The 25,089-nt window shown below is 64.2% G+C and carries 21 protein-coding genes; 7 read left to right on the top strand and 14 right to left on the bottom strand.

All coding sequences use genetic code 11. From position 1 onward, the window contains the following. Window positions 1-40: 40 nt before the first annotated feature. From phaeop14_RS19285 to phaeop14_RS19275, 3 genes are read left to right on the top strand one after another with little or no spacing between them, the layout of a single operon-like run. Window positions 41-817, top strand: a complete 777-nt coding sequence (locus phaeop14_RS19285) for an amino acid ABC transporter substrate-binding protein (protein ID WP_096790654.1) — start codon at window positions 41-43, stop codon at window positions 815-817. An 8-nt stretch (window positions 818-825) separates the two neighbouring features. After that, the gene (locus phaeop14_RS19280; RefSeq protein WP_040179226.1) at window positions 826-1,500 is read left to right on the top strand and encodes an amino acid ABC transporter permease; all 675 of its coding nucleotides are present in this window, start codon (window positions 826-828) and stop codon (window positions 1,498-1,500) included. Beyond that, entirely contained in the window at window positions 1,497-2,252 is a 756-nt protein-coding gene (locus phaeop14_RS19275; RefSeq protein ID WP_096790653.1) for an amino acid ABC transporter ATP-binding protein, read from the top strand. The genes phaeop14_RS19280 and phaeop14_RS19275 overlap by 4 nt, the downstream gene beginning before the upstream one ends. Before the next feature lie 139 nt (window positions 2,253-2,391). Here the strand turns inward: phaeop14_RS19275 and phaeop14_RS19270 are convergent, their stop codons facing one another. From phaeop14_RS19270 to phaeop14_RS19245, 6 genes are all read right to left on the bottom strand, one after another. Beyond that, window positions 2,392-2,598 carry a hypothetical protein gene (locus phaeop14_RS19270; protein ID WP_040175777.1) on the bottom strand — a complete coding sequence of 69 codons (207 nt, stop codon included), beginning with the start codon at window positions 2,596-2,598 and terminating at the stop codon, window positions 2,392-2,394. Window positions 2,599-2,780: 182 nt separating this feature from the next. Then, window positions 2,781-3,506, bottom strand: coding sequence for a YjbF family lipoprotein (locus tag phaeop14_RS19265; RefSeq protein WP_040175775.1), 726 nt, complete (start codon window positions 3,504-3,506; stop codon window positions 2,781-2,783). Then, window positions 3,503-5,716, bottom strand: coding sequence for a YjbH domain-containing protein (locus phaeop14_RS19260; protein WP_244905872.1), 2,214 nt, complete (start codon window positions 5,714-5,716; stop codon window positions 3,503-3,505). Before phaeop14_RS19260 ends, phaeop14_RS19265 begins: the two co-directional genes overlap by 4 nt. A 304-nt stretch (window positions 5,717-6,020) precedes the next feature. Further along, a complete protein-coding gene (locus phaeop14_RS19255; protein ID WP_040175772.1) occupies window positions 6,021-7,895 on the bottom strand; it encodes a polysaccharide biosynthesis protein in 1,875 nt (624 codons plus the stop codon). 504 nt (window positions 7,896-8,399) lie between these two features. Further along, the gene (locus tag phaeop14_RS19250) at window positions 8,400-9,011 is read right to left on the bottom strand and encodes a sugar transferase (RefSeq protein WP_096790652.1); all 612 of its coding nucleotides are present in this window, start codon (window positions 9,009-9,011) and stop codon (window positions 8,400-8,402) included. Next, window positions 9,008-9,982 carry an NAD-dependent epimerase/dehydratase family protein gene (locus tag phaeop14_RS19245; protein WP_244905871.1) on the bottom strand — a complete coding sequence of 325 codons (975 nt, stop codon included), beginning with the start codon at window positions 9,980-9,982 and terminating at the stop codon, window positions 9,008-9,010. The genes phaeop14_RS19250 and phaeop14_RS19245 overlap by 4 nt, the downstream gene beginning before the upstream one ends. 108 nt (window positions 9,983-10,090) lie before the next feature. Between phaeop14_RS19245 and phaeop14_RS19240 the strand changes: the two genes are divergently transcribed. Together phaeop14_RS19240 and phaeop14_RS20015 are read left to right on the top strand one after the other, a co-directional pair. After that, window positions 10,091-11,230 carry a polysaccharide biosynthesis/export family protein gene (locus tag phaeop14_RS19240; RefSeq protein WP_040175838.1) on the top strand — a complete coding sequence of 380 codons (1,140 nt, stop codon included), beginning with the start codon at window positions 10,091-10,093 and terminating at the stop codon, window positions 11,228-11,230. Window positions 11,231-11,516: 286 nt separating this feature from the next. After that, window positions 11,517-12,404, top strand: a complete 888-nt coding sequence (locus phaeop14_RS20015; protein WP_052463970.1) for a CatB-related O-acetyltransferase — start codon at window positions 11,517-11,519, stop codon at window positions 12,402-12,404. Here the strand turns inward: phaeop14_RS20015 and rfbA are convergent, their stop codons facing one another. The 4 genes from rfbA to rfbC form a co-directional block, all read right to left on the bottom strand. Then, entirely contained in the window at window positions 12,405-13,295 is an 891-nt protein-coding gene (gene rfbA, locus phaeop14_RS19230; RefSeq protein WP_040175836.1) for a glucose-1-phosphate thymidylyltransferase RfbA, read from the bottom strand. It lies immediately after the preceding gene. Beyond that, on the bottom strand, window positions 13,292-14,140 hold the full coding sequence (rfbD, locus tag phaeop14_RS19225; RefSeq protein WP_096790651.1) for a dTDP-4-dehydrorhamnose reductase: 849 nt from the start codon (window positions 14,138-14,140) through the stop codon (window positions 13,292-13,294). The genes rfbA and rfbD overlap by 4 nt, the downstream gene beginning before the upstream one ends. Window positions 14,141-14,291: 151 nt before the next feature. After that, the gene (rfbB, locus tag phaeop14_RS19220; RefSeq protein WP_096790650.1) at window positions 14,292-15,344 is read right to left on the bottom strand and encodes a dTDP-glucose 4,6-dehydratase; all 1,053 of its coding nucleotides are present in this window, start codon (window positions 15,342-15,344) and stop codon (window positions 14,292-14,294) included. A gap of 3 nt (window positions 15,345-15,347) precedes the next feature. Next, window positions 15,348-15,902 carry a dTDP-4-dehydrorhamnose 3,5-epimerase gene (gene rfbC / locus phaeop14_RS19215; RefSeq protein WP_096790649.1) on the bottom strand — a complete coding sequence of 185 codons (555 nt, stop codon included), beginning with the start codon at window positions 15,900-15,902 and terminating at the stop codon, window positions 15,348-15,350. Between the two features lie 210 nt (window positions 15,903-16,112). Here rfbC and phaeop14_RS19210 point away from each other — a divergent pair, with 210 nt between their 5' ends. Next, window positions 16,113-17,564 carry a M10 family metallopeptidase gene (locus phaeop14_RS19210; RefSeq protein WP_040175829.1) on the top strand — a complete coding sequence of 484 codons (1,452 nt, stop codon included), beginning with the start codon at window positions 16,113-16,115 and terminating at the stop codon, window positions 17,562-17,564. Window positions 17,565-17,645: 81 nt separating this feature from the next. Here the strand turns inward: phaeop14_RS19210 and phaeop14_RS19205 are convergent, their stop codons facing one another. Further along, window positions 17,646-19,841 carry a calcium-binding protein gene (locus phaeop14_RS19205; protein ID WP_244905875.1) on the bottom strand — a complete coding sequence of 732 codons (2,196 nt, stop codon included), beginning with the start codon at window positions 19,839-19,841 and terminating at the stop codon, window positions 17,646-17,648. A gap of 272 nt (window positions 19,842-20,113) precedes the next feature. On the opposite strand from phaeop14_RS19205, the gene phaeop14_RS19200 reads away from it, so the two are divergent. Next, the gene (locus phaeop14_RS19200; RefSeq protein WP_244905874.1) at window positions 20,114-21,382 is read left to right on the top strand and encodes a DUF2793 domain-containing protein; all 1,269 of its coding nucleotides are present in this window, start codon (window positions 20,114-20,116) and stop codon (window positions 21,380-21,382) included. Between the two features lie 31 nt (window positions 21,383-21,413). Here phaeop14_RS19200 and phaeop14_RS19195 read toward each other — a convergent pair whose 3' ends face one another. The 3 genes from phaeop14_RS19195 to gmd form a co-directional block, all read right to left on the bottom strand. Beyond that, the gene (locus phaeop14_RS19195) at window positions 21,414-22,835 is read right to left on the bottom strand and encodes a mannose-1-phosphate guanylyltransferase/mannose-6-phosphate isomerase (protein WP_096790647.1); all 1,422 of its coding nucleotides are present in this window, start codon (window positions 22,833-22,835) and stop codon (window positions 21,414-21,416) included. A gap of 126 nt (window positions 22,836-22,961) precedes the next feature. After that, window positions 22,962-23,951 (bottom strand): GDP-L-fucose synthase family protein, encoded by a 990-nt coding sequence (locus tag phaeop14_RS19190; RefSeq protein WP_096790646.1) that lies wholly within the window; start codon window positions 23,949-23,951, stop codon window positions 22,962-22,964. 4 nt (window positions 23,952-23,955) lie between these two features. Beyond that, window positions 23,956-25,074 (bottom strand): GDP-mannose 4,6-dehydratase, encoded by a 1,119-nt coding sequence (gmd, locus tag phaeop14_RS19185; protein ID WP_096790645.1) that lies wholly within the window; start codon window positions 25,072-25,074, stop codon window positions 23,956-23,958. Window positions 25,075-25,089: the final 15 nt, after the last annotated feature.

Here is a 25,089-nt window from a genome sequence, read left to right as displayed (position 1 = left end):
GGGGATTAGGTCGGGGCGGAAAAGAAAAGGAATCTCTGACATGATGAAAACATTTGCCTGGGCCGCGGCCGCCGCTGCGAGCCTGACTGCCGCATCGTCCGCTTTTGCCTCTGACACGCTGCGTGTGGGCATGTCGGGTGGCTATTTTCCCTTCACCTTTGTGCGTCAGGACGTGCTGCAGGGGTTTGAGGTGGATGTGATGAACGCCGTGGCCGAGGAAACCGGTCTGGAGGTGGAATTTGTCACCATGTCGTTTTCCGGCCTGATTGGCGCGCTGGAATCCGACCGCATCGACACCATCGCCAACCAGATCACCATCACGCCGGAGCGCAGCGCCAAATTTGCCTTTACCCAGGCCTATGTCATCGACGGCGCGCAGGTGGTGGTGAAACGCGGCAATGAGGACAGCATCGCAGGCCCGGATGATCTGGCGGGCAAGACCGTGGCGGTGAATCTGGGCTCCAATTTCGAACAACTGCTGCGGGAGCTGCCGCAGGCCGACAAGATCGAGATCAAAACCTATGAGGCCAATATCGCTCAGGATACGGCTCTGGGGCGGGTCGATGCCTTTGTGATGGACCGGGTGTCCTCGGCCCAGCTGATCCAGGAAAGCCCGCTGCCGCTGGCGCTGGCGGGGGCGCCGTTCTCCGAGATCCGCAATGCGCTGCCGTTCCGTCAGGACGCAGACAGCCTGGCGCTGCGCGACCGGGTGGATGCGGCGCTGAGCACGCTGCGCGAGACCGGCAAGCTGGCGGACATCTCGCAAAAATGGTTCGGCACCGATATTACGGCGGTTTCCGCCCCGGCTGAGAAGTGAGCCGGTAAATGCAGGGGTTGGACATCGCCTATATGCTGGGCCTGGTGCCGGTGCTGCTCAGCTATGTGCCGCTGACACTGTTCATGGCGGTGGTGGCGATGGCGCTGGCCTTGGTGCTGGCGTCGCTTCTGGCGGTGGAGCGGGTGCTGCGGATCCCGGTGCTGGATCAGCTGGTGGTGCTGTTCATCAGCTTCTTTCGCGGCACGCCGCTGCTGGTGCAGCTGTTCCTGTTCTACTACGGGCTGCCGCAGGTGCTGTCGGTGCTGACCCAGATCAATGGGGTCAGTGCGGCGATCATGGGGCTGACCCTGCATTTTGCCGCCTATATGGCCGAAAGCATCCGCGCCGCCATCCTCGGGGTGGATCGCAGCCAATGGGAGGCGGCGCAGTCGATCGGCATGACCCGTGGCCAGATGATGCGCCGTATCGTGCTGCCGCAGGCGGCCCGGATCGCGGCGCCGACGCTGGTCAATTATTTCATCGACATGATCAAGGGCACCTCGCTGGCGTTTACCCTTGGGGTCACGGAAATGATGGGTGCCACCCAGAAAGAGGCGGCCGGCAGTTTCCTTTATTTTGAGGCCTTCCTGGTGGTGGCGGTGATCTACTGGATTCTGGTGGAGGCGCTGTCGCTGGTGCAGCGGCTGTTGGAGACACATCTGAACAAGGCCTATGCACGATGAACGACGCACAAGCTGACACTGCCATTTCCATCACCGGCCTGCGCAAGACCTTTGGCGACAGCGTGGTGCTGGATGGCATCGACCTGACCATTAAGCCCGGCGAGCGCATTGTCATTATCGGCCCTTCGGGCACGGGTAAATCGACGCTGCTGCGCTGTCTGAATTTCCTGGATGCACCGGACGGTGGGCAAATCCGCATCGGCGATCTGGAGGTGGAGGCTGCCCGCGCCAGCAAGGCGGAGATCCTGGCCCTGCGCCGGCGCACCGCCTTTGTGTTTCAGAACTATGCGCTGTTTGCCAATAAGACGGCAGCGGAAAACATCATGGAGGCGCTGGTCACCGTGCAGAAACAGCCCCGCGACGCCGCCCGTGCCCGCGCGCTGGACATCCTGGCAGAGACCGGTCTGGCGGATAAGGCCGATGCCTATCCCGCCAGCCTGTCCGGCGGGCAACAGCAGCGCGTCGGCATTGGCCGGGCGATGGCGCTGGGGGCCGAGCTGATGCTCTTTGACGAGCCAACCTCGGCGCTGGACCCCGAATGGGTGGGCGAGGTGCTGGCGCTGATGCACAAGGTCGCCGAAGAGCGCCAGACCATGCTGATCGTCACCCATGAGATGCAGTTTGCCCGCGAAATTGCCGATCGGGTGGTGTTCATGGAAGGCGGGCGGATTGTGGAACAGGGCCCGCCGGCGCAGATCTTTGATGCGCCGCAGGATCCCCGCACGCGGGCCTTCCTGCGCCGGGTGGGGTGACCGGCCCTCTTCTGTACCCCGAATATCCAAATGCAAAAAGCGGGCCAGTGGCCCGCTTTTTCCATCCAAGGATGGTCATTCATAAGACGCTGTCAGCGCAGGATCTGCGATCCCGCCCCACCGGTCTGATCACAAATGATCAGTTGGTTGTGGTGGTGGTGCTGGTTTCGTCGTCGTCGTTCAGGATCACACCCAGAATGACCGCACCGGCAACGCCGCCCGCGATCAGGGTGCCTTGCTCAAGGCCGGTGCCGCCGAGCAGGGTCGGGGTGCCTTGGTCCTGAGCGGAAGCGGTGGTGGTTGCGGCCAGGGTGGCCAGAGCGAATGCTGCGAAGAACTTGTTCATAATCCAAAACTCCTTTGGAGACCGTTGAGCCGAGAGTAGGTGAGTTACCTCGTGAATTCAACGCAGCTTTTAGCAGCAATATCCCGGCGGCTGGAAATTTTTTTTCTGCCGTTGCCGAGATATCGCTCATTTGGGCGGATATGGCCCCAAACCGCCTGTTTTTTAACGCGTCAGACCTGGGGTCAGCCACCGGTGGTCAGCTGGCGGATGCGCAGATAGCCCACATTTGGCCCAGCCCATTGGCGCGATTGCCAGACCCGGCCACTGCGCGAATCTACCCAGTAGTCATTGACGATTTCGCCGCTGCGTCCCGGCTGGCTGGGATGGCAGCGTTCCTCGATGTGGCGGGTGGGGTAGCGCAATTCAACGATCACGATGGGATCAACACCCAGATCTCGGCGGCTGCAGAGCAGATCCAGCTGCCAGGCGCCATTGTCGAGCCCGCGGATATGATAGCGCCGCGCGCCACTGCGCAGAGGGCCACCCGTGTCTCCTTCGACCAGCGCTGAGCTGGACAGGATGTCATTGCCAAGATTGCGCGTCGCCACCAGAACCCCGTTGCGCAGGGTCAAGCTGATATTGTCCTCGGTGCGCCAGACCGCCACGGTGCCGGGGCTGTCATCGCGGCGCAGCTGCTGGCGCGACAGATAGGCAAAGACATCGTTTTTCTCGATGGTGACCTCGATATAGGGGTCCTTGATTTCATCCAGACCGGCGCGGGTCAGCGGCGGGCGGGCCGCCTGTTTTCCCTTGCCCCCAGACAGCCGGGCGCTGACTTTATCAGAAAGGCTGCGCAGCAGTTCCACCTGCAGGGGCGCTTGATCCGGCCCGCGGCTACAGGCGGTCAGCGCCAGCAGACCCAGAATCGGCAGCAGCCCGGCAAGGCGTGTGATTACAGGCGTCATCATTCCCAGATCCTTGCCCGCTGTCGGGTCAGCTGTATGCGATGGGCTTCGCGGATTTGTCCATAAAGCCGGTCGGGCACATGCACCCGCTGGCCGCCGTCGCGCTGGGTCGGGCGCACGGTCATGCCGAATGTATTGCGGCTGGGTTTGCCCAGCAGCCAGTCCAGCGGAATGCTGAAGCGGAAGCCCTTGTCAAAAGAGCCTTCGCCGAAATCCTCCGAGGAGACATCGGTGAGGGTAAAGAACCCGCCGACCCGCCAGCCATTGGCAAATTCACGGTCCAGCGCAAAGGTGGCGCCATAATCACCGGCCAGATAGCGCCCGGCATCCACCTGCAGATGATAGCCCTTGTCCATCTGGTAATAAGCCGAGGCATGACCGGTGAAGGTCTTGTAATCGCGAAACGACAGCCGCTGATCATAATCGCGCTGCACCACGTAATTGCCCTCGACCCCCAGCGCCAGACGGCTGGAGACCGGTTTCCACAGCACCTCGCCCGAGACCCCGCCAAACATGCTTTCAAACAGGCCGACGGTGCTGCGGGCATAAAGATCGCGCCCCATCTGCCATTGCCGCGTGACATAGAGATTTTCCAGGGTGGTGCCAAACTGGGCATATTCCGTCGCATCGGTGCGCACATGCGGCAGCACCGAATTGGAGGCGCGCCCGTCCTTCACATTGCCCCAGATCCGCTGACGGATGGCGCCCGCGATGCGCCAGCCGGGGGCCGGTGCGTAGGAGGCCTTCAGATCCACGCCAACATCCAGCCGGAACGGCAGCTCGGGATCGAAATAGGAGGGCGCGGTATAGGGGCTGAGGGAGGTGGAAAACGCCGGGTAGAGATCGCCTGAGACCAGCGCCTCTTCAGCCAGCGGTTCGGCGGCCTGCAGACCGGTCACCGCCCAGAGCGCCTCGGTGGCGTCGGGGTTATGTTCCAGCGCCTCCAGATCGCTGCGCCGGATCACCACCTGCGACAGCGCCAGCCCGCCGCGCATCGGCACGATTTTCAGCGTTTCCACGGAGGGCGGCAGCAGCCGCGCCATGGCGCGTGCACTGCGGCCAATGGCCAGGGTCTGGGCGCGGTAGCGCGGATTGCGATAGCGCAGTTCAGCCTCGGTGCCATCTGCAGGCAGGCTCAGCGCCTCCAGGATCAGCCCGTCCTGCTGCAAGGCCTCGGCCAGCGCATCGCGCAGGGTAGTCTTGGCGCGGGTGCTTGTGGCCCAGTCGCGACTCCAATGGGCCTCGTCGGTGGCCCAGCTGCTGCGCGGCACCACCGGCACCGGTGCGTGAACCCGCATGGGCTGGGTGGGGTGTTTGGGATTGAGCTGGATCTGCGCGGTGACGCCCAGTTCCGAGCCATAAAGATAATAGGCCCCCAGCCGCAGGCCTGGTCTGGCCTGATATTCGGCGCCAAAGTTGACGGAGGATTTGCGCGCAAACACATTTGGGGCGCCGGTTTCCAGCACATAAGCATCCGAGGAATATTCCGCCTTGAACCCCCAGCGGTCATTGGGCTGCCATTCGATCCCCGCAAACGGTGCCATCTCGCCGCGGAACCACTGATCATAGGACAGCTTGCCCCCGGTGTTGCCAGCAACAAACCCCGGACGGGTGCCGGAGATACTGCCGATGGAGCCGTTGGAGCCCAGGCGTCCCCAGCCCAGACCTGCGGTCAGCTTCAGCCGTCCTGCGCCGCCGCGATGGCTGAGCGCCGGGGTGTCAAAATTCTTGGTGGCAACGATATATTCCCCGGCATAAATCCCGGTGCCGGCAAAATCCTGCAGACCCAGGGTTACGGCCGGGCGATAGCGCCCCTCGCGCAGGAGCCGCAGCCGCACGTCAAAGCCGCGGTCGTAATAGGTGCTGAACCCACCAATCTGGGCGCCATTGGTCTGGATGCCATTGTAGCGGAAGGACGCGCTGAGCCAGGGGGTGGCCTGAAAGGTCAGATTGTAACGCGCCTGACCGCCAAACCAGGAATAGGTGGTGGCAAACTGCCCGTCCGGCAGCATCTCCGCGCTTGGCATATCCACCAGACCGGGGGAGCCGTAGAAATTGAGGCTGGGGGCGGGCAGCGGTTTGAAGCGTGGTGCCTCCGGTTTGGGCGTGGTGAGCGCGTCTTGCGCCTGTGCAGAGAGTGCCACCGAGGCCATGACCACAGAGGTTGCCAGGATACGGGCGGCCGGCATATGGGCAGCCGGCATATGGGCCATTGGCAAAAGCCGCGCCACATGAAGAGATCGAAGACTGGGGATCACGGGTTCGGACTGCCTTGTTGTCTGGCTTGTGGTCTGGTCGAAATGCCGGAGCAATGAAGGGCGGATCGGCCGCCCTGCCCCCGCGGCTGGTGTTGGCCCGGTTAGACCACAAAACCCGCAGGCGGATCAACGATCCGGCCCATGCCGGCCCGCGCTGCCGGCTGGGCTGTGACCCGTAAACTATAGTGCCGACTGCAAGACCCCGTCGCAGGTCCCCTGCTCCTCCTGCTCCTGCCAGCAAGGCGGATCAAAGGCGCGTTCAGGAGGTCTTGCGATCCTCTTCCGGGGCGCGGTAGCCCTCGACCCAGCGTTTGATCAGGACCCGCGCAACCCGTTCGTCGCCGGCGGCCACGGCCTGACGCAGCCCCCGGATCAGGGTTGCAACCTCAATTTCCGACAGCACCGCTTCGCGGGCGCAGAAAATCTTCTGGTGGCGGGTGGTGATCAGATCCGAGCTGAGGGTCAGCTCTTCCTGCATTTTTTCCCCGGGCCGCAGGCCGATGATATCGATGGCGATATCGCCGTCGGGGTGATCGTCGTCCCGCACGGAATAACCGGCACTTTCGATGACCTGACGGGCCAGCTGCAGAATTGAGATCGGCTCGCCCATGTCGAGCACAAACACCTCGCCCCCCAGCGCCTCGGCGCCGGCCTGCAGCACCAGCTGCACCGCCTCGCGGATGGTCATGAAATAGCGTTTGACGCGCGGATCGGTGACGGTGACCGGCCCGCCGCGGCTGATCTGCTCCTGAAACAGCGGCACCACGGAGCCCGAGGAGCCCAAGACATTGCCAAAACGCACCATGGTGAAAACGGTGCCGGGATTGCGGGTGGCCAGATCCTGCACCACCAGTTCCGCCATGCGTTTGGAGGCGCCCATCACATTGGTCGGGCGCACCGCCTTATCGGAGGAAATCAGGATGAAGCGTTCCACCCCGCTGCGCGCGGCGGCCCGGGCCAGCGTCTGCGTGCCAAAGACATTGTTGGCCAGACCGGGCAGCGGGTTGGCCTCCACCAAGGGCACATGTTTATACGCTGCCGCATGCAGCACCACCTGGACGCCGTGATGGGCCAGCACCATGCGCACCTGACGCGGATCTGTCACGGAGCCGAGCACCGGCACCAGGGTGATCCCGGTGCCTTCGACCTGCTGCTCCAGCTCCTGATGAATGGTGTAAAGCGCCAGTTCCGACAGCTCATACAGCACCAGTTTGCGCGGACGGCAGGCCAAGACCTGACGGCAAAGCTCGGAGCCGATGGAGCCACCGGCGCCGGAGACCAGCACCACCCGGTCCTGATAAGATCCGCTGGCCTCCTGCAGGGGCACATCGCGGGTGGCGCGGCCCAGGAAATTCTGCGGCGCCACCGGGGTCAGCTTGTCGACCAGCGCCTCTTCCCCGATAAGCTGAGCAAAGGAGGGCAGCGCCTGCACCTCCAGCTGCATCCGCTGCAGTCGCTGGATGATCTGCGCCTGTTTCGGCTGGCTCTGCGACGGCATTGCCAGCAACACCCGCTTGATCTGGCGGGCCTCGGCGATCTCGGCGATGCGGGCGGGCGGGAACACCGGCAATCCGACCAGTGTCACCCCCTGCAAGGAGGTATTGTCATCCACAAAGGCAACAGGATCGATGCCATCATGGGCCTTCAGCGCCTGCGCCAGCTGGGCGCCGGTGGTGCCGGCCCCATAGATCAGCACCCGGCAGCGCGGCTGGGCGCGGCGGTAAATCGCCACCACCACCTGATAGAGCAGGGCACGCGCCGCCAGCAGGCAGAGAAAATAGGTGGTGGCAAAGACCACATGGGTGCCAGGCGGCAGATCAGGACCAAACAGCAGCGTCAGCCCGGCCGTGGCCCCGGCGGTGATTGAGGCCAGCAGCGCCGTCAGCCCGACCGCATGGCGTTCATAGGCATTGAGCTGCACCTTGGGCAATCCGAGCCACAGTGCCACCGCCGCCGCCAGCGCCAGCACATAAGGCAGCACCGGCAGCATCGCTGCCAGCGTGGCCAGGGCGGATCCCGGCAAGGGCAGCACCAGAAAGGTCAGGAACAGCGCCAGCGGGATCAGGGCCAGATCAATGGTGAGAAAAATATAGGATTTCTGTTTGCGTGACAGCGCACTGATCAGATTGAACATCCCTGGCCGTCCCCACTTCCAGTCCCCGGTGACCGCCTCGCAGTCCGGGCGGCCTGTTTATATGTCGCGATGTGGCGCCGAGGTCTTTCTGGCGCGCATCGTTTCAAATGCGTTTTTATCAATTCCCCGCGCCAGACCCCCGGACCCGCATGTGACGGCTCTCTCTGGCATCGGGATGTCTTTCGCGTCGTCTATCCCTCCGGGTGCCCCTGGTCCCTCCGCAGCAGGTGTGACAGGCCCTACGCCGGGGGTTTCATGGGCGCCCCGAGCATCACTTTAGACGTATTTCGGGGCTAATACAAAACCACGGGCAGCAAAAAAGCGCCGTCTGACGGTGATTTGCCCGTTTTGGCGCCCCCAGGCGGCGTCTGTGCAGGCCTGACGCAGGGTTTGGCCGATCCCTCTGCGCGCGGGCACGCCCCAGGGGGCAGCTTGGGCAGGACACACCCGTCCGGACCCGCCCGGACCGGGGCGAATCGCCGAATCGCCCCGCAATCTCATCCCTCAGCCGCGTCGGAACAGGTTGCCGATGGTCTGAAACACCAGATCAAAGTCGTAACACATGCTCTGGTGACGCTGGTAAATGAGATCCAGCCGCGCCTTCATCGGCACGCAGAGGCGGGAATAGACCTGATCGGTTTCCGCGGAGGTGGTGCAGCGCGCCAACAGGGCAGCCTCATGTTTGTGATAGGTGATGGAGGCCAGCCCGGTGACCCCAGGGCGCGATTTCAGCACCCGGGCATAGAGCTCGGGATTGGCCTCGACATATTGGCGCAGCGGCGGGCGCGGCCCGACAAAGGAGAGATCCCCTTTCAGGATGTTCCACAGCTGCGGGAATTCATCCAGCCGCTTGGCGCGCAGCCAGGCGCCGGTCTTGGTGATGCGGGCCGATTTGTCGCCGCCGGAGACCCCGGTGTCCTGCGCCACCACCTGCATGGTGCGCAGTTTCCACAGGGCAAAGGGCTGATCGACCCCCTTCATCCGTTCAGCCACGTAAAACAGCGGGCGGCCTTCCTTCAGCAGCAGCCAGATCATCAGCCCCAGCAGCACCGGCCCCAGCACCACCACCAGAAGGCTGGCAAAGAAGAGATCAAAGAGGCGTTTGCGCCAGGTCATATGCGGGTGTCCTTATCAGGGGCGGATTGGGGCAGCAGGGTGAGCGCGCGCGCCTCCGCCACCAGATCAGCGGCTGTGGCAACAGGCAGGCGAGCTGGCAGATCTGCGGCAGGCACGGGCTGTGCCGCCAAAAGCCCGATCAGCCGCGTCACGTCAAGCCGCACCTCGGCGATGGCCTGCGCGGGCGCCGGTTTGCGGGCACAGTCCAACCCCGCCGCCTGCAACAGATCGCCCATCGCCACCGCGCCCGGCTGGGCGATGTTCAGCACCTGCGGCAGATCGGGACATTGGATCAGGCTTGCCAGCACCTCCGCTAGGGTCCGGGGGCCGATATAGCTGCGCCGGGGGGTCTGCCCATCGGCAAATTGATCCAGACAGAACCCCGCCCGCCAGCCGCCCAAGATCGCATCAATACCGGCAATATTGCCGATCCTGAGCAGGCTGATCTCCAGCCCCAGTTCAGCGGCACGCGCCTGTGCGGCCTGTTCCATCTCGGCCTTGGCCACCCCGTAAGGGGCCATCGGGGCCAGCGGGATGTCCTCGCTCAGGGGGCCGGGGGCCGCGCCATAGACCGCCGCCGAAGAGGCCAGCAGCAGCCGCGGCGCGCCTGTCCCTGCCCCTGTCTCTGCCTCGCGCACACGCGCCGCCGCCTCAAGTGTGGCCAGCGCCAGATCACGATGTTGCATCAGCTGGTGCGCACTCAGATCCCGGCCCGCCGCGCCGCCGGGCACCGGACCCGCCAGACAAAGGATCGCCGCCGTGCCCCGCGCCGCCGCGGCCAGCGCCTCTGGATCCGCCAGCGGATCAAAGACATGCCAGCCTGCTGCGTCGGGCTCTGCCCCGTCAGGCCGCGCCCGCCGCTGCCAGCGCAGGTCCGCCCCGGCAGAGGCCCATTGGTGGCGCAGGATCCCGCCGATCCGCCCGGAGGCGCCCAGAATCAATATGGGTCTCAATGTGGGTGGAAAACGCATCAGCCCCCCTGTTACCGTTGCCCATGCGGTTGACGCAGTCTGCATGCCCAGTATCTTGCCGGGAACAAAAATCAAGCCGTTTTCGGCCGTTTTCGGACAAGGATCCTCATGCGCCGCTTTACCTTCCTACTTGCCGCTCTTGGCCTTGCCCTGCTGCCGGCAGCCTGCGGTCGCCTGCCCGGTGGCGCCCCCGCCAGCGAAGAGATCCTGAAAACCGCCGATGATGCGGATGCCGATTTTGCGCTCTATCCCGTCACCCGCGCCTTTCTGCCGACGGTGGCCCATTGGCCTGAAACCGGCCCTGAAAGCGGCGGGGCCCATAGCGGCAAACGTCCGCTGAAATGGATCGGCGCCACCCAGGGCGCCAAGACCCAGATCATCCAGCCCGGGGATCTTCTGACCCTGCGGATCTGGGACAGCAGCGACAATTCCCTGCTGACCACCCCGGATGAGAAAATGGTGCAGCTGCAGGATGTGACGGTGGCGGCCAATGGCAGCATCTTCATGCCCTATGTGGGCAATGTGAATGTGAACGGGCTGACCCCGGATCTGGCGCGCGAAAAACTGCAAACTGCCATGGAAGAAATCGTGCCCTCGGCCCAGCTGCAGCTGGACATGACCGAAGGGCGCGGCAATTCGGTGGATCTGGTCAGCGGCGTTGAGACCCCCGGCACCTATCCGATGCCGGATCGCAATTACACGGTGATGGGGCTGATTGCAGCGGGCGGCGGCATCAGCGCCAGCCTCAACAATCCGCAGATCCGTCTGGTGCGCGGGCGCAGCATCTATGGCACCTCGGTGGAGACCCTGCTCAATGATCCGCGCCGCGACACGCTCCTGCGCGGCGGCGACCGGGTGTTTGTGGAAGAGGACGCGCGTTATTTCCTGTCTTTCGGGGCCACCGGCCGTGAGGATCTGCACACGTTCACCAAGGATCAGATGTCGGCAATGGATGCCATGTCGGTGGCGGGCGGCTTTCAGGACAGCCGCGCTGATCCGCAGGGGCTTTTGGTGCTGCGCGAATACCCCGACAGCGCCCTCGCGCCGGGCCAGCGTGGTCCGCGCCAGCCCCGGGTGGTGTTCACGCTGGATCTCACCTCAGCTGACGGGCTGTTCTCGGCGCGCCGGTTTCAGATCAACTCCGGGGATCTGTTGATCGCCACCGAGGCGCCAGTGAATGATGCGCTGACCATCTCCAATATCATCGGCAACTTCTTCGGCGTCTTCAGCCGCGCAGGCGCGCTCTGATCAGCCACTGCTGGGAAACGACAGGCACATGCCCCTCTCTTTTAGGAAGGGCATGTGCGTAGCCAGACAGCGCCTGCGCCTCAGGCCGCAGGTGTGGAAAATCAATCTCAGGTAGAGAATTTATACTGGCCCTCCCTGCTCTTGGAGGCTAGTCTGCTCCTGTCCTGTTTACCCCGGTTTCTGGCCTTGGGTTTCTGGTTGATTTCTGACCGCGAAACCCACCCCGCCTGACTCCGGGTCGTCTTATTATTTCGCAACAACCTTTATTCAGAGTCCTTCTTTTTCGATGAAACCGACAACTCTTCGGGTGACCGACAGCATGCGCAAACTGCTGGCCGACCGCCATGTGATGCCGAAACCCTGGCGTGACGAACGGGATCTGACCGCGCTCAAACGGCTCAGCTTTCCACCGGATCTGAACCTCTCGGTTGTCACCCGGCACGGGCTGAAAGCAGGTGGCCTGCTGCCGCTGAGCAGTATTGGCTACATGAGCTACAGCCACTCCCCCTCCCGCAACTGGTCCGCTGGAGCCTTCTGTTCAATTGCGGCCGGGCTGCGGGTCCTGGGGGATCGCCACCCGATCCGGCGGGTGTCTTCCCACCCGTTCAGCTATGGGCCCTACTACGCCAAACTCGCCCGCAACCTGGGCGCCGAGAGCTATGAACCACACGCCCGGTTCAATACCAAAACCCCGCCCGTGCGCATTGGCAATGACGTCTGGATCGGGCGCGGGGTGCAGATGGCCGGCGGAATCACTATCGGCAATGGCGCAGTGGTGGCCGCAGGCGCCATCGTCACCAAGGATGTGCCGCCCTATGCCGTTGTTGGCGGCGTGCCGGCCCGGGTATTGAAATACCGGTTTGCAGCGCCGCTGATCGCTCGGCTGGAGGCCACGGCTTGGTGGGACTATCCATTGGAAACACTGGCCGCCTTCAAGATGGGGCATCCGCGCCGGTTCTGCAAAGCCTTCGAGCCGGAAAAAGCCAACCTGGCCAAACGGGAGGAACGCTGGATCACCGCCGCAGACCTGCAGGCGCTGGCAGCTCCGGTTGATGTCGCGCGCGCCTCATTGAGCAGAGCAATCACCCTGCCTGAAGGCCGCAGACTGGGACCGGTGTCCAAACAAATCCGCCGTATTTCAGACCGCCTGACGCGCATTGTGCGCTCGGCCTGATCAGTCCAGCAGCCGTTCCAGATAGGCGCCATAAGCGTTTTTGGCGAACATCTCGGCGCGGGTGCGCAGCTGGGCGGCATCAATCCAGCCCGCCTCATAGGCGATTTCCTCAGGGCAGCCGGTCTGCAGCCCCTGACGCTCCTGCAGGGTGCGCACGAAATTGCCCGCATCCAGCAGCGATCCATGGGTGCCGGTGTCCAGCCAGGCATAGCCGCGGCCCATGGTCTCCACCCGGAGGGCGCCTTGGTCCAGATACATCTGCAACAGATCGGTGATCTCCAGCTCGCCGCGGGGGCTGGGGGTGACCTGCCGCGCCCGTTCCGGCGCGCTGCCATCCAGGAAATACAGCCCCGTCACCGCATAATTCGACGGCGGCACAGCGGGTTTTTCGATGATCTCGCGGGCGCGGCCCTCGGCGTCGAAATCCACCACGCCATAGCGTTCGGGATCGGCCACGTGATAGCCAAAAACAGTGCCGCCGCTGGTCTGCGCATCCGCCGCCGCCAGGAGTTTCGGCAGACCATGGCCAAAGAACACATTGTCCCCCAGCACCAGCGCCGAGGGCGCGCCATCCAGAAACTCTTCGGCCAGCACAAAGGCCTGCGCCAGACCGTCGGGGCTGGGCTGCTCCACATAGGTGAGAGAGATGCCCCATTGGCTGCCATCGCCCAGAAGCCGGGTGAACTGATCCTGATCCTGCGGCGTGGTGATGACGCAGATCTCGCGAATGCCCGCCAGCATCAGCACCGACAGGGGATAGTAGATCATCGGCTTGTCATAGAGCGGCAAGAGCTGTTTGGAGACCGCCATGGTGATCGGGTAAAGCCGGGTGCCGGAGCCGCCTGCCAGAATGATGCCTTTGCGGCCCGCGCCGGATGTGCCTGTGGTCATGCCCGCTCTCCCAGATCTTTCAGAATATCCTTTAGCCCGGCCTGCCAGTCCGGGCGCGTGATGCCAAAAACCGTCTCCAGCGTGCTGCAATCCAACCGCGAATTCAATGGCCGTGGCGCCGGGGTCGGATAGGCGGAACTGGGGATTTCCGCCACCGCACAGGGGATGGCCGCCGCGGTGAAAATCTCGGTCGCGACCCCGGCCCAGCTGGTCTCCGGCTCGCCTGCAAAATGATAGGTGCCGGATTTTTCAGGGTCTGCGATCAGCTGGCGGGCAATCTCGATACAGGCGGCGGCGATGGCGCGCGCCGGGGTCGGCGCGCCGATCTGATCGGCCACCACGCGCATCCGCTCGCGCGCCCTGCCCAGACGCAGCATGGTCTTGACGAAATTGCTGCCATGGGCCGACACCACCCAGGAGGTGCGCAGGATCACATGCGTCCCCCCCGCCAGGCGCACGGCCGCCTCGCCCACCTGTTTGGAACGCCCATAGGCATTGAGCGGCGCCACCGGTTCATCCGGATGCCAGGGACTGCTGCCCTTGCCGTCAAAAACATAATCGGTGGAGAGGGTGACAAAGGGAATGCCCAGCGTGGCACAGGTTTCGGCCATGACCCCGGGGGTGGTGCCATTGATCAGTGTCGCCAGATCCTCCTCCGCCTCGGCCCGGTCCACAACCGTATAGGCGGCGGCATTGATCACCACCACAGGCGCATGGGCGCGGATCACCTCGGCGCAGGCCGCAGGATCCGTGAGATCCGCCTGATCGCGGCTCAGGCAGGTGACGGTTTCCTCCGCCGCCAGTTCCCGCGCCACCTGACCGGTTTTGCCAAAAACAAGGATCATATGCGGCTCCCTTTAGGTTCCTTGGTCTGCCCACGGGCAGGGGCATTTCTCTGCTGGCCCACAATATCCCCGTCCTGCTGCCCGTCCCGCTGCCCGGCAGGCGCCCTGCATCTTCCCAAGGCCAGGCGCGCCCTATGTAGCCGGTTGCAGATCACGCCTTGACCCCCAGCCGCTGGCCGACGCCGTCGCGGTTTTGCAAGGCCTGCCACCAGGCCTCATTGTCCAGATACCATTGCACCGTGCGCGCCAGACCTTCCTCAACGGTGACGCTGGGCCGCCAGCCGAGTTCGTCGCGGATGCGGCTGGGATCAATGGCATAGCGCGCATCATGGCCCGGGCGGTCGGTGACAAATGTGATCTGATCCTTGTAAGACCCCCCGTCCTCCCGCGGCCGTTTCTCGTCAAGGATCGCACAGAGCGTCTCGACCAGCTCCAGATTGCTGCGCTCATTCTCGCCGCCGATATTGTAGCTGCGCCCAACGCGCCCCTTGGCCACCACCAACAGCAGCGCATCGGCGTGATCCTCCACATAAAGCCAGTCGCGCACATTGGAGCCATCGCCGTAGATCGGCAGCGGTTTTCCTGCCAGCGCATTGAGGATCACCACCGGGATCAGCTTTTCCGGGAAATGATAGGGGCCGTAGTTGTTGGAACAATTGGTCAGCACCACCGGCAGCCCATAGGTCTCGCCCCAGGCACGCACCAGATGGTCGCTGGCGGCCTTGCTGGCGGAATAGGGCGAGCGCGGATCATAGCCTGTCTCTTCGGTGAACATCACGCTCGGGTCCGCAGGCAGGCTGCCATAGACCTCATCGGTGGAGATATGATGGAAGCGGAACCCCTCGGGACGCCCCGCCTCGGCCCAGTATTTGCGCGCCGCCTCCAGCATCTGATAGGTGCCGGTGATATTGGTCTCGATGAAATCCCCCGGCCCGTCGATGGAGCGGTCCACGTGGCTCTCGGCGGCCAGATGCATCACCACATCCGGGCGGTGGCGGGTAAAAACAGTGTCTAATGCGGCGCGATCGCGGATATCGACCTGCTCAAAGGCATAGAGCGGGCTGTCCGCCACAGCCGCCACATTGTCCAGACAGGCCGCATAGGTCAGCGCATCCAGATTGACCACCTGATGGCCCCGCGCCACGGCCAGTCGGACGACGGCCGAGCCGATGAACCCAGCGCCACCTGTCACCAAAATCTTCATCTCTTATCCTTCCCACACGAAGGGGCTGTCGAAGTCTTCAAACCGCGGCGCCGCAGCATCCTTTTCAGAAAGCACCGGTGTGCCCTCAAAGCCCCAGTCAATGCCGCAGCTGTCCCAGGCCACCGCGCCATCACAGTCCGGCGCGTAATACGCATCGCATTTATACAGAACTTCGGTGCCAGGGCTGCGGGTGATGAACCCATGCAGGAACCCCGCCGGGATCAGCAGCTGGCGGCCGTTTGTCGCCGACAGCTCCACCCCGGTCCAGCGCCCATAGGTGGGCGAGCCTTTGCGGATATCCACCGCCACATCAAACAGCGCCCCCTGACCACAGCGCACCAGCTTGGCCTGAGCCTGGGGCGGCGCCTGAAAATGCAGCCCGCGCAGGGTGCCAACCTCCATCGACAGCGAATGATTGTCCTGTACGAAATCGACATCCAGCCCCGCCTCAGCCATCCGCGCCTTGTTCCAGCATTCGGAGAAAAACCCCCGCGCATCGCCAAACCGCGCCGGTGTCAGGATCTTCACCCCTGGCAGGTCCGTGTCTTCAATCTGCATGCCCTCTCCCCCGATCTGCTGCCGTGGTCCTGTCTTCTGTCCTAACGCGCAGACGCGCGTGACGCCACGGGAAAGGCACATTTTGCCTGCCGCTGCGCCCTGTGTGGGCTAAACAGTGAGAGCACATATGATTTCATGGGAAATTAAATATATCTCCGCAATGCCTTGATAGGCTGGCCGGAGCCACAGATCAAAACGGGGGATATAAAGATGCCAACCTATCAAGATTACCGGGCGCTTCTGGTTGGGGGTGCCGAAGGCTGGCATGAGGGCAGCGACGTCATTCGCTATCAGTTTCTCACCTCGATCCCGGCGTATTACGATTATGATCCGGTTTTTGGCGATTATGACATCGGCGGCAGTTATCTTCCCGAAGGCGCCAGCGTGAATATGGATCCCGCTGAGCAGCAGATGATGCTGCAGGCGGTTGCGGCCTGGAATGAGGTGGCCAATCTGAACCTGATCCCGGCTCAGGACGGGATCGCGGATCTGACCTTTGCCAGCGCCCATTTTTCGGAAGACGGGTTGTTTGGCTTCGTTGCCGATTTCCCCGACCCTTCCGACCTCGGCACCAACCCGTCGGCTGCGGGGGATCTCTGGATCAACAGCAACAACCCCGATCAATATGTGCCGGGGATTGGACCAATGCTGGGCCACACCAGCTGGAACACCTATCTGCATGAGCTGGGCCATGCGCTGGGGCTGCACCACCCCAATGAGATGCCTGATAACACGGCCACCAACGGCCAGTTCACAGTGATGTCTTATGTGGCGCACCCGGGCGAAGAAGACGTGGCGTATGACCTCCAGGGCTGGGCGTTGACGCCGATGCTATGGGACATTCAGGCATTGCAGGCGCTTTATGGCGCCAATACGGAGACCCGCACCGATGCCACGGTCTATCTGGGCGCCGGCGACGGGCGCGGCACCCTGGCTTATCAATATGGCGCGGATGGCATGACCGTGCAGGGCGGCGACGGGGTGGCGCGCAATGTCAGCCTGACGATCTGGGATGCCGGCGGGCAGGATCTGATGGATGCCTCCGATATTGAGACCAACAGCCGGATCGATCTGCGGCCCGGGCAATATTCCAGCATCGGAGCGCTGGAGAACAATGTGGCCATGGCCGCCGCCGTGCGGGTGGATGGCCGCACCCTCAATCTGATCGAAGACGCCTGGGGCGGGGCCGGCAACGACCATCTGATCGGCAATGGCGCTCCCAATGAACTGCTGGGCAACGCCGGGCGCGACACGCTGGCCGGGGCGCGCGGCGGGGATGAGTTGAGCGGCGGTCAGGGCAGCGACCGGCTGCAAGGCGGCAAGGGCCATGACGCGCTGGAGGGCGGGCGCGGACGCGACACGCTGAAAGGTGGCGCCGGACAAGACAGGCTGGACGGCGGCGACGGCAATGACCGGATGGCCGGCGGGCGCGGTGCGGATGTCTTTGTGTTCTCGCAAGGGGCCGATGTGGTGATTGATTTTCAGCGCGACGACCGCCTTGATATGCGCGCCACCACCGGGATCTCGGATTTTGCCGATCTGCGCGATGATCACCTTGAGGTCCGGGGCACAGATCTGGTGATCCGGGATGACAACGGCTGGTCCCTGACCCTGCAGGACATTGCGCTGGACGCTCTCAGGGCGGATGACTTTCTGTTTTGAAGGCGCCTGAGCCTCGCGGCCTTATTGGTCTGATCTGATCCCGACACGCCTTTCGGATTGGCCCCGGAAGATGGGCCGGGATCAGAAGATAAAATCATCCGCACTCAGCTCTGCCGCACTCTGATTGAGCAGCAGGATGTCCCCGGCCCCGGTCTGGATCCGCGTGTGATCGCCCTGCTGCTGCAGGATCAGATCGCTCATATCCTCAGAGATGCCCGCCCGCGCCAGACGCCCCAAATGGATCACATCCTCGCCTTGGGTGAAATCACGGATCCGGTCACTGCCATGACCCGCCCCGAAGACAAAAACATCCGCGCCTGCGCCGCCGGTCAGCGTGTCATGCCCGCCGCCGCCATCCAGCAGGTCATTGCCCTTCTGGCCAAACAGCTTGTCCCGGCCGCTCTGCCCCAGCAGGCGATCACCTTGGGCGCCGCCGCGCAACAGGTCATTCTCCCCGCCGCCGCGCAGCAGATCCGCATCTGCCCCGCCCAATAAGCGATCCCCGCCGCGCCCGCCATCCAGCGTGTCACGCCCGAGCCCCCCCACCAGCAGATCGCGCGCCTCCTGCCCCAGCAGCACATCATTGCCTGCCTGCCCGCGCAGCCGGTCGACGCCCTTGCCGCCAATCAGCCGGTCATGCCCCGCATCCCCCCAGAGGCTGTCGCGCCCGTCACCGCCCAGCAGCGTGTCATTGCCGCCCAGACCGTTGATCTGATCGCCAGCACTGCGCGCGGTGATCCGGTCGGCGCCGCCGCTGCCATAGCGCATCGGATCCGGCGCCTCCGCCGGGGGCAGCATGCGATCGGCAAAGATAAAGCCATCCGCAAAGAGATCCGCCGCATCCAGACTGTCGCCATCGCGGCTTTGCACCACAACCTCGGTGCGGCTGCCATCCGCCGCCTGATGGGTGAGCGTGGCGCCATCGCTGCGGCTGCGGATCTGCAGCCCCTCAAGACTGCGCAGCCCGTCAAACCCCGACAGATCCAGACTGTCCTGACCCGCCTCGAAATCCGTAATGCGCAGGCTGCCACTGCGCCCCTCCTCGGCGGGGCGGAGCACAAAGACATCCGCCCCCGCCCCCCCGCTCAGCACCGCGCCGATGCCGCCGGCCAGCACATCCGCGCCGCCAGTGCCGCTGATCCGGCCGCCTGCGGTGGTGATCACATCGCCCAGCTCTGCCAGCGACAGGGTGAACTGCGACAGCCCCTCGGCACTGCCGGAGCTGGCAAAGATCTGCAAATCCTCTCCGACCACTGCCGCCGCCAGCGCAGTGACATTCTCCAGCCCCAGCCCGGCATCCTCCGTGCCACTGGCCTGGGCCAGGCTTGTAACATGCACCAGCTGCCCCTCGGGCAGGATCCGAAACAGCGCCAGCCCGTCGTCGCTGCCTGCCGCCAGCACCAGCACCTCGCCTGCGACCTCCACCACCTCCAGCGCGGTGATCCCGCCAAAACGGGTCGCGGCCGTGTCCAGCACATGATCGCGCAGGCTCATCTGACCATTGGCCGCCAGCGCAATCAGGCTGAGCGAGCCGCTGCCCGCCGCCGCAACCACCACCCAGCTGCTGCCAAAGGCGGTGAAGCTCTCCAGCGCGGTGGGTTCCGCCAGCCCCAGCCCATCCGCCGCCCCCAGACTGTCCGCGACGCTCAGCGCGCCAGTGGCAGCATCCACCCGGTAGCTCTGCACCCCCTGCTCAACCCGGTCCGCCAGCAAAAGCAGCTGCGCGCCACCGCCCAGATCCACCAGCTCCAGCGCCACCGCGCCGGGGCGGGCGTAGGCCGCCGCCGCGCCAAGGGTGGCGACCTCTGCGCCGGGGGTGCCGCCCGCGCCCAGCTGCCAGCCGCTCAGCTGGCCCTTGGCCAGACCGTAGATCACCGATCCGCCACCGCTCAGATCCCCCGCCACCGTCGCTGTCAGCCCGGCAGAACCCGCGCCCGGCAGGCTGGCCTGCTGCTGCGCCGACAGCTGACCATTGCCGCCGATCTGGTGAAACGCCAGCGCGCTGCGGGTGCTGCCCTCCACCAGCAGACGCGTCTCGCCGCCGATCTCGGCCAAGGTCGCCTCGCCCCCCGCCAGCCCCAGCGCGCGGTGGTACAGGCTGTCGCGCAGCACCGGCGCACCGCCACCCAGACTGTAGCTGGCAATGCCGCCATTGAGCCCGCTCACCGCAAATAATTGCACCGCGCCATTGGCCGCCTGATGGAGTTCCAGATCGCGCAGATCGCTGTCCAGCAGGTGATCATTGGCCCCGAACCGTCCTGCAAACTGTAGATCCATCCTGCTGCTCCCGCGCTGTGTCATCACCCGACCCGTCGGGGCGATTGCCCGGGGTCGAAATCAACCCTCACGGGTGGTCGCGGCGGTAGAGCGGACGGGAATGGGGCAGAAACGCGGAGATTGTTTACATATTGAAGACAATCCCTGTGGTTCCGGCATGAGAGAAACAATCCCCGCGCAGGTGTTGCGCAGGCGGCGCGCGCGCTCTTAGGGGGTGGGTGATGTGGTTGCGGCAGGATGGCGCCATCCCCCCGTGATCAGGAGCCGCCAGAATGTCAGAAAGTCTGCCAGAGACCCTGCCCGAAACCTCACCCCGCCTTGCCCTGCCCTATCTGATGCCCGCGCAGGCGCAGAAACATGTGACCCATAACGAGGCGCTGCGCATGCTGGATGCGCTGGTGCAGCTGCGCCTTGAAGCGTTTGACGCCACCACCCCGCCCGCAACCCCGGCCGCGGGCGCCACCTATGGGCTGGCCGACAGCCCGGCGGATGCCTGGGCCGGTCAGGGTGGCCGTCTGGCGATCTGGCAGGAGGCCGCCTGGCAGTTCCTGACACCGCAGCCGGGCTGGCGCGCCTGGGTGCCGACGGATCAGGCGCTGCGGATCTGGGATGGCACCGCCTGGGTGCTGCCGCCTCTCACCGGCGACCGGCTGGAACGCCTGGGCATTGCCACCGATGCCGATGCCAGCAACCGCCTGTCCCTGCGCAGCCCCGCCAGCCTGCTCAGCCATGATGGCGGCGGCCACCAGCTGAAGATCAACAAGGCCTCAGGTGGTGACACCGCCAGCCTGCTGTTTCAATCCAACTGGGCGGGCCATGCCGAGATGGGGCTGGCGGGCAATACCGATTTCACCGTGAAACTCTCCCCCGATGGCAGCAGTTGGGAGGCCGCCATGGTGCTGAAATCCGCCAGCGGGCGGGCCGGCTTTGGCACCTATGATCCCGGCGCCCGTCTGGAAGTGCAGGGCGATGACAACACGCTTCTGGCGCTCACCGCGACGGGCAGCGGGCAGGATTACCTGACCGCCGGCGATGGCAGCGGCGCGATGTTCCGACTGAGCCAGAATGGCAATGGCTATTGCGATGGTGCCTGGAGCGGCGGCGGCGCAGATTATGCCGAGTTTTTCGAATGGCTGGATGGCAACCCGGACGGGGAGGACCGGCGCGGGATCTCCGTGGTGCTGGAGGGCGACCGGATCCGCGCCGCCCAGCCCGGCGAGACACCAATGGGGGTGATCTCCACCACCCCGTCCATTCTGGGCAATGATGATGGCGGGCGATGGCAGGGCCGCAGCCTGCGCGATGGCTTTGGCGCCATCCTGCGCGATGCCGGTGGCGCGCCCTGTCTCAATCCGGCCTATGACCCCACCCGCCCCTACCGCAGCCGGGCTGAGCGGGTGGAATGGGATATGGTCGGGCTTCTGGGCCGGTTGCGCCTGCGCGCAGGCCAGCCCACCGATCCCCGCTGGATCCGCCTGCGCGCGCTGCCGCCCGGCAAAACCACCCCGCCCGAAGGTCTGGAAGACTGGCTGATCCGCTAGGATCAGGGCGTGAGGGGGATAGACCCAACCGTCACTTGCGGGCGTAGATGTCCTCGTAGCGGATGATGTCATCCTCGCCGAGATAGCTGCCGGTCTGCACTTCGATGAGGACCATCGGCACTTTGCCGGGGTTCTCCATCCGGTGCACCGCGCCAAGGGGGATGTAGACCGACTGGTTTTCGCTCACCAGCTGGATGCTGTCATCCACCGTCACCTTGGCGGTGCCTTCCACCACGATCCAATGTTCCGACCGGTGGTGATGGCTCTGCAGGCTGAGCGCTGCCCCGGGATGCACATGGATACGTTTCACCTGAAACCGCTCGCCCACCACCAGGCTCTCAAACCAGCCCCAGGGGCGGTGATCCTTGGGGAAGGCCTCGGCCTGGCGGGCGGATTGTGCCTTCAGTGCGCTGACCGCCTGTTTGACGTCCTGCGCGCGGGAGGCATCCGCCACCAGCACCGCATCCGGCATCGCCACGGCGATCACATCCTTCAGCCCGATGCCGACAACCTCCAACCCATCATCCTCCGAGCGCAGCAGGCTGTTGCGACACTCAATGGCCGTCGCGCGCCCCTGGGTGACGATGCCATCGCCATCGGGGCCGCTTTCACGCCAGACCGCATCCCAGCCACCGAGATCGGACCAGCCGCCCGCATAGGGCACCACCGCGAGATTATCGGCCCGTTCCATCACCGCATAGTCGATGGAGATATCCGCCGCCCCGTCCCAGGCGTCCGGGTCCAGTCGCAGAAAGCCGAGATCAGGTTCGCCCTTGTCCACCGCGCCCTGCACCGGCGCCATCAGATCCGGCGCATGGGCCTCAAAGGCGGCGATGATGGCTTTGACCGAAAACAGGAAGATGCCGGCATTCCACAGGAACTGCCCGGAGGCCAGCATATCCTCGGCGGTGGCGAGATCCGGTTTTTCGACAAACCGTTTGAGCCCGATCACCTGCGGTGTGAAATCACCCGGATCGCCATCCAGTTCAAGATAGCCATAACCGGTTTCAGCCCGGTCCGGTTTGATCCCGAAGGTGACCAGCTGGCCTGCGCGCGCCGCCGGCTCCGCCGCCGCAACAGCTGCGCGAAAGGCCGCCGCATCGGGCACCACATGATCCGAGGGCGCCACCAGCATCAGCCCCTCCGGATCGCGCGCCCGCAGCCAAAGCGCCGCCGCCAACACCGCAGGGGCGGTGTTGCGCCCGGCCGGTTCGATCAGAATGGCGCCCGGATCAATGCCCACCTCCGCCAGCTGTTCGGTGACGATGAAACGGAAATCCGAATTGGTCAGCACCATCGGGGCGGCAAATCCCGCGCCCGACAAGCGCAGGGCGGAGGCCTGAAACAGCGTGGTCTCCCCCACCAGGGGGACAAATTGCTTTGGATAGCTCTTGCGCGAGAGCGGCCACAGCCGTGTGCCGGAGCCGCCGCACAGGAGAATGGGGGTGATCATGAGCTGTCCCTTTCCGACCGGTCTCTGAGTCCTAGTCTGACCCGTTTGAGGCAAATGTCTGCCCAATTTCTGGGCCATCTCCCTGTCTTTTCTGGACCTTTTTTGCGGCGATGGCCAGCAGGCAGGTTATTTGCTGCGCAGGCTGGCCTGGTCCTGCGCGCGGTACCACGCATAGGTCTGGGCGATCCCGTCGCGCAGGGCAATTTCCGCCTGCCAGCCCAGGCGCGCCAGCCGCGAGACATCCATCAGTTTGCGCGGGGTGCCGTCGGGCTGATCGGGATTGGTGCGGATCTCACCGTCAAAGCCCACCACATCGGCCACCATTCGGGCCAGCTCCAGGATCGAGATATCCTGCCCGCAGCCGACGTTGATATGGCTCAGCATCGGGCTGGTTTCACGCCGGTAGATCGCCGGATCCAGGTCCAGCACAAACAGCGAGGCCGCCGCCATGTCATCGACGTGCAGGAATTCGCGCCGGGGCGTGCCGGTGCCCCAGATCGTCACATGATCCTCGCCGGCCCGCGCCGCCGCATCAAACCGACGGATAAGCGCCGGCAGAACATGGCTGTTTTCGGGGTGAAAATTATCCCCCGGCCCATAGAGATTGGTCGGCAGCACCGAGCGGTAATCGCGGCCATATTGGCGGTTGTAACTCTCGCAGAGCTTGATGCCGGCGATCTTGGCAATCGCATAAGGCTCATTGGTGGCCTCCAGCACATCGCTCAGCAGGGCGGCTTCGGCCATCGGTTGGGGGGCGTGTTTGGGATAGATGCAACTGGATCCCAGCTGCAACAGCCGCTCAACGCCCTGTTGATGGGCGGCATGGATCACATTGCATTCCATCATCAGGTTTTCATAGATGAACGCCGCCGGATAGGCGTTGTTGGCATGAATGCCACCCACTTTGGCCGCCGCCAGCACCACCTGATCGGGGCGTTCTGCGGCGAAAAACGCCTGTACCGCCGCCTGATTGGTCAGATCCAGCTCGGCGCTGGTGCGGGTGATCAGCTGAATGTCTGCCCCCGCATCCTGACGCGCCTGCAAGCGGCGCAGGATGGCGCCGCCCACCATGCCACGATGGCCGGCCACATAGATTTTCACAGCGCTGGTGCCCATGCTCTCAGCCCTCTGTGCTGACCGGCAGATCCATGCCGTGCTCTTTCAGCAGGGCGTGGCGGCGGGCGGTCTTGAGGTCTTCGCGCACCATTTCGGCGCACATCTCCTGGGTGGTGATTTCCGGCTCCCAGCCCAGTTGCTCCTTCGCCTTTGACGGATCACCCAGCAGCGTCTCCACCTCGGCGGGGCGGAAATAACGCGGGTCAATGCGCAGCACCACATCGCCCACTTTCAGCGCCGGGGCCATATCGCCCGCAATCGCGGTCACCGTGGCAATTTCCTCGACACCTGCGCCTGAAAACGCCAGCGTCAGCCCCAGTTCCTGCGCCGACCAGGTGATGAACTGGCGCACCGAATATTGCTTGCCGGTGGCAATCACAAAATCCTCAGGCGTCTCCTGCTGCAGCATCATCCACTGCATGCGCACGTAATCCTTGGCATGGCCCCAGTCGCGCAACGCGTCGATATTGCCCATATAAAGACACTCCTCGAGGCCTTGGGCGATATTGGCCAGACCGCGGGTGATCTTGCGCGTCACAAAGGTCTCGCCCCGGCGCGGGCTCTCGTGGTTGAACAGGATGCCGTTGCAGGCATAGATGCCATAGGCCTCGCGGTAGTTGACCGTGATCCAGTAGGAATACAGCTTGGCCACCGCATAGGGCGAGCGCGGGTAAAACGGCGTGGTCTCGCGCTGCGGGGTTTCCTGCACCAGACCATAAAGCTCAGACGTGGAGGCCTGATAAAACCGGGTCTTCTTCTCCAGCCCCAGAAAGCGGATCGCCTCCAGCAGGCGCAGGGTGCCGATGCCATCCACATCGGCGGTATATTCCGGCGCCTCAAAGCTGACCGCCACATGGGACTGCGCGCCGAGGTTATAGACCTCATCCGGTTCAATCTCGCTCAGCAGCCGGGTCAGGTTCGACGTGTCGGTCAGATCGCCGTAATGCAGTTTGAACCGGGCATGATCCACATGCGGATCCTGATAGATATGATCCACCCGCGCCGTGTTGAACGACGACGCCCGCCGCTTCAGCCCATGCACCTCATAGCCCTTCTCCAGAAGAAACTCCGCAAGGTAGGACCCATCCTGACCCGTTACACCGGTGATGAGGGCTTTTTTCATCTGCTATCCTTAAAT

This window comes from Phaeobacter piscinae, assembly GCF_002407245.1.
Classification (GTDB): domain Bacteria; phylum Pseudomonadota; class Alphaproteobacteria; order Rhodobacterales; family Rhodobacteraceae; genus Phaeobacter; species Phaeobacter piscinae.
This window is presented reverse-complemented; position numbering and strand designations above follow the sequence as displayed.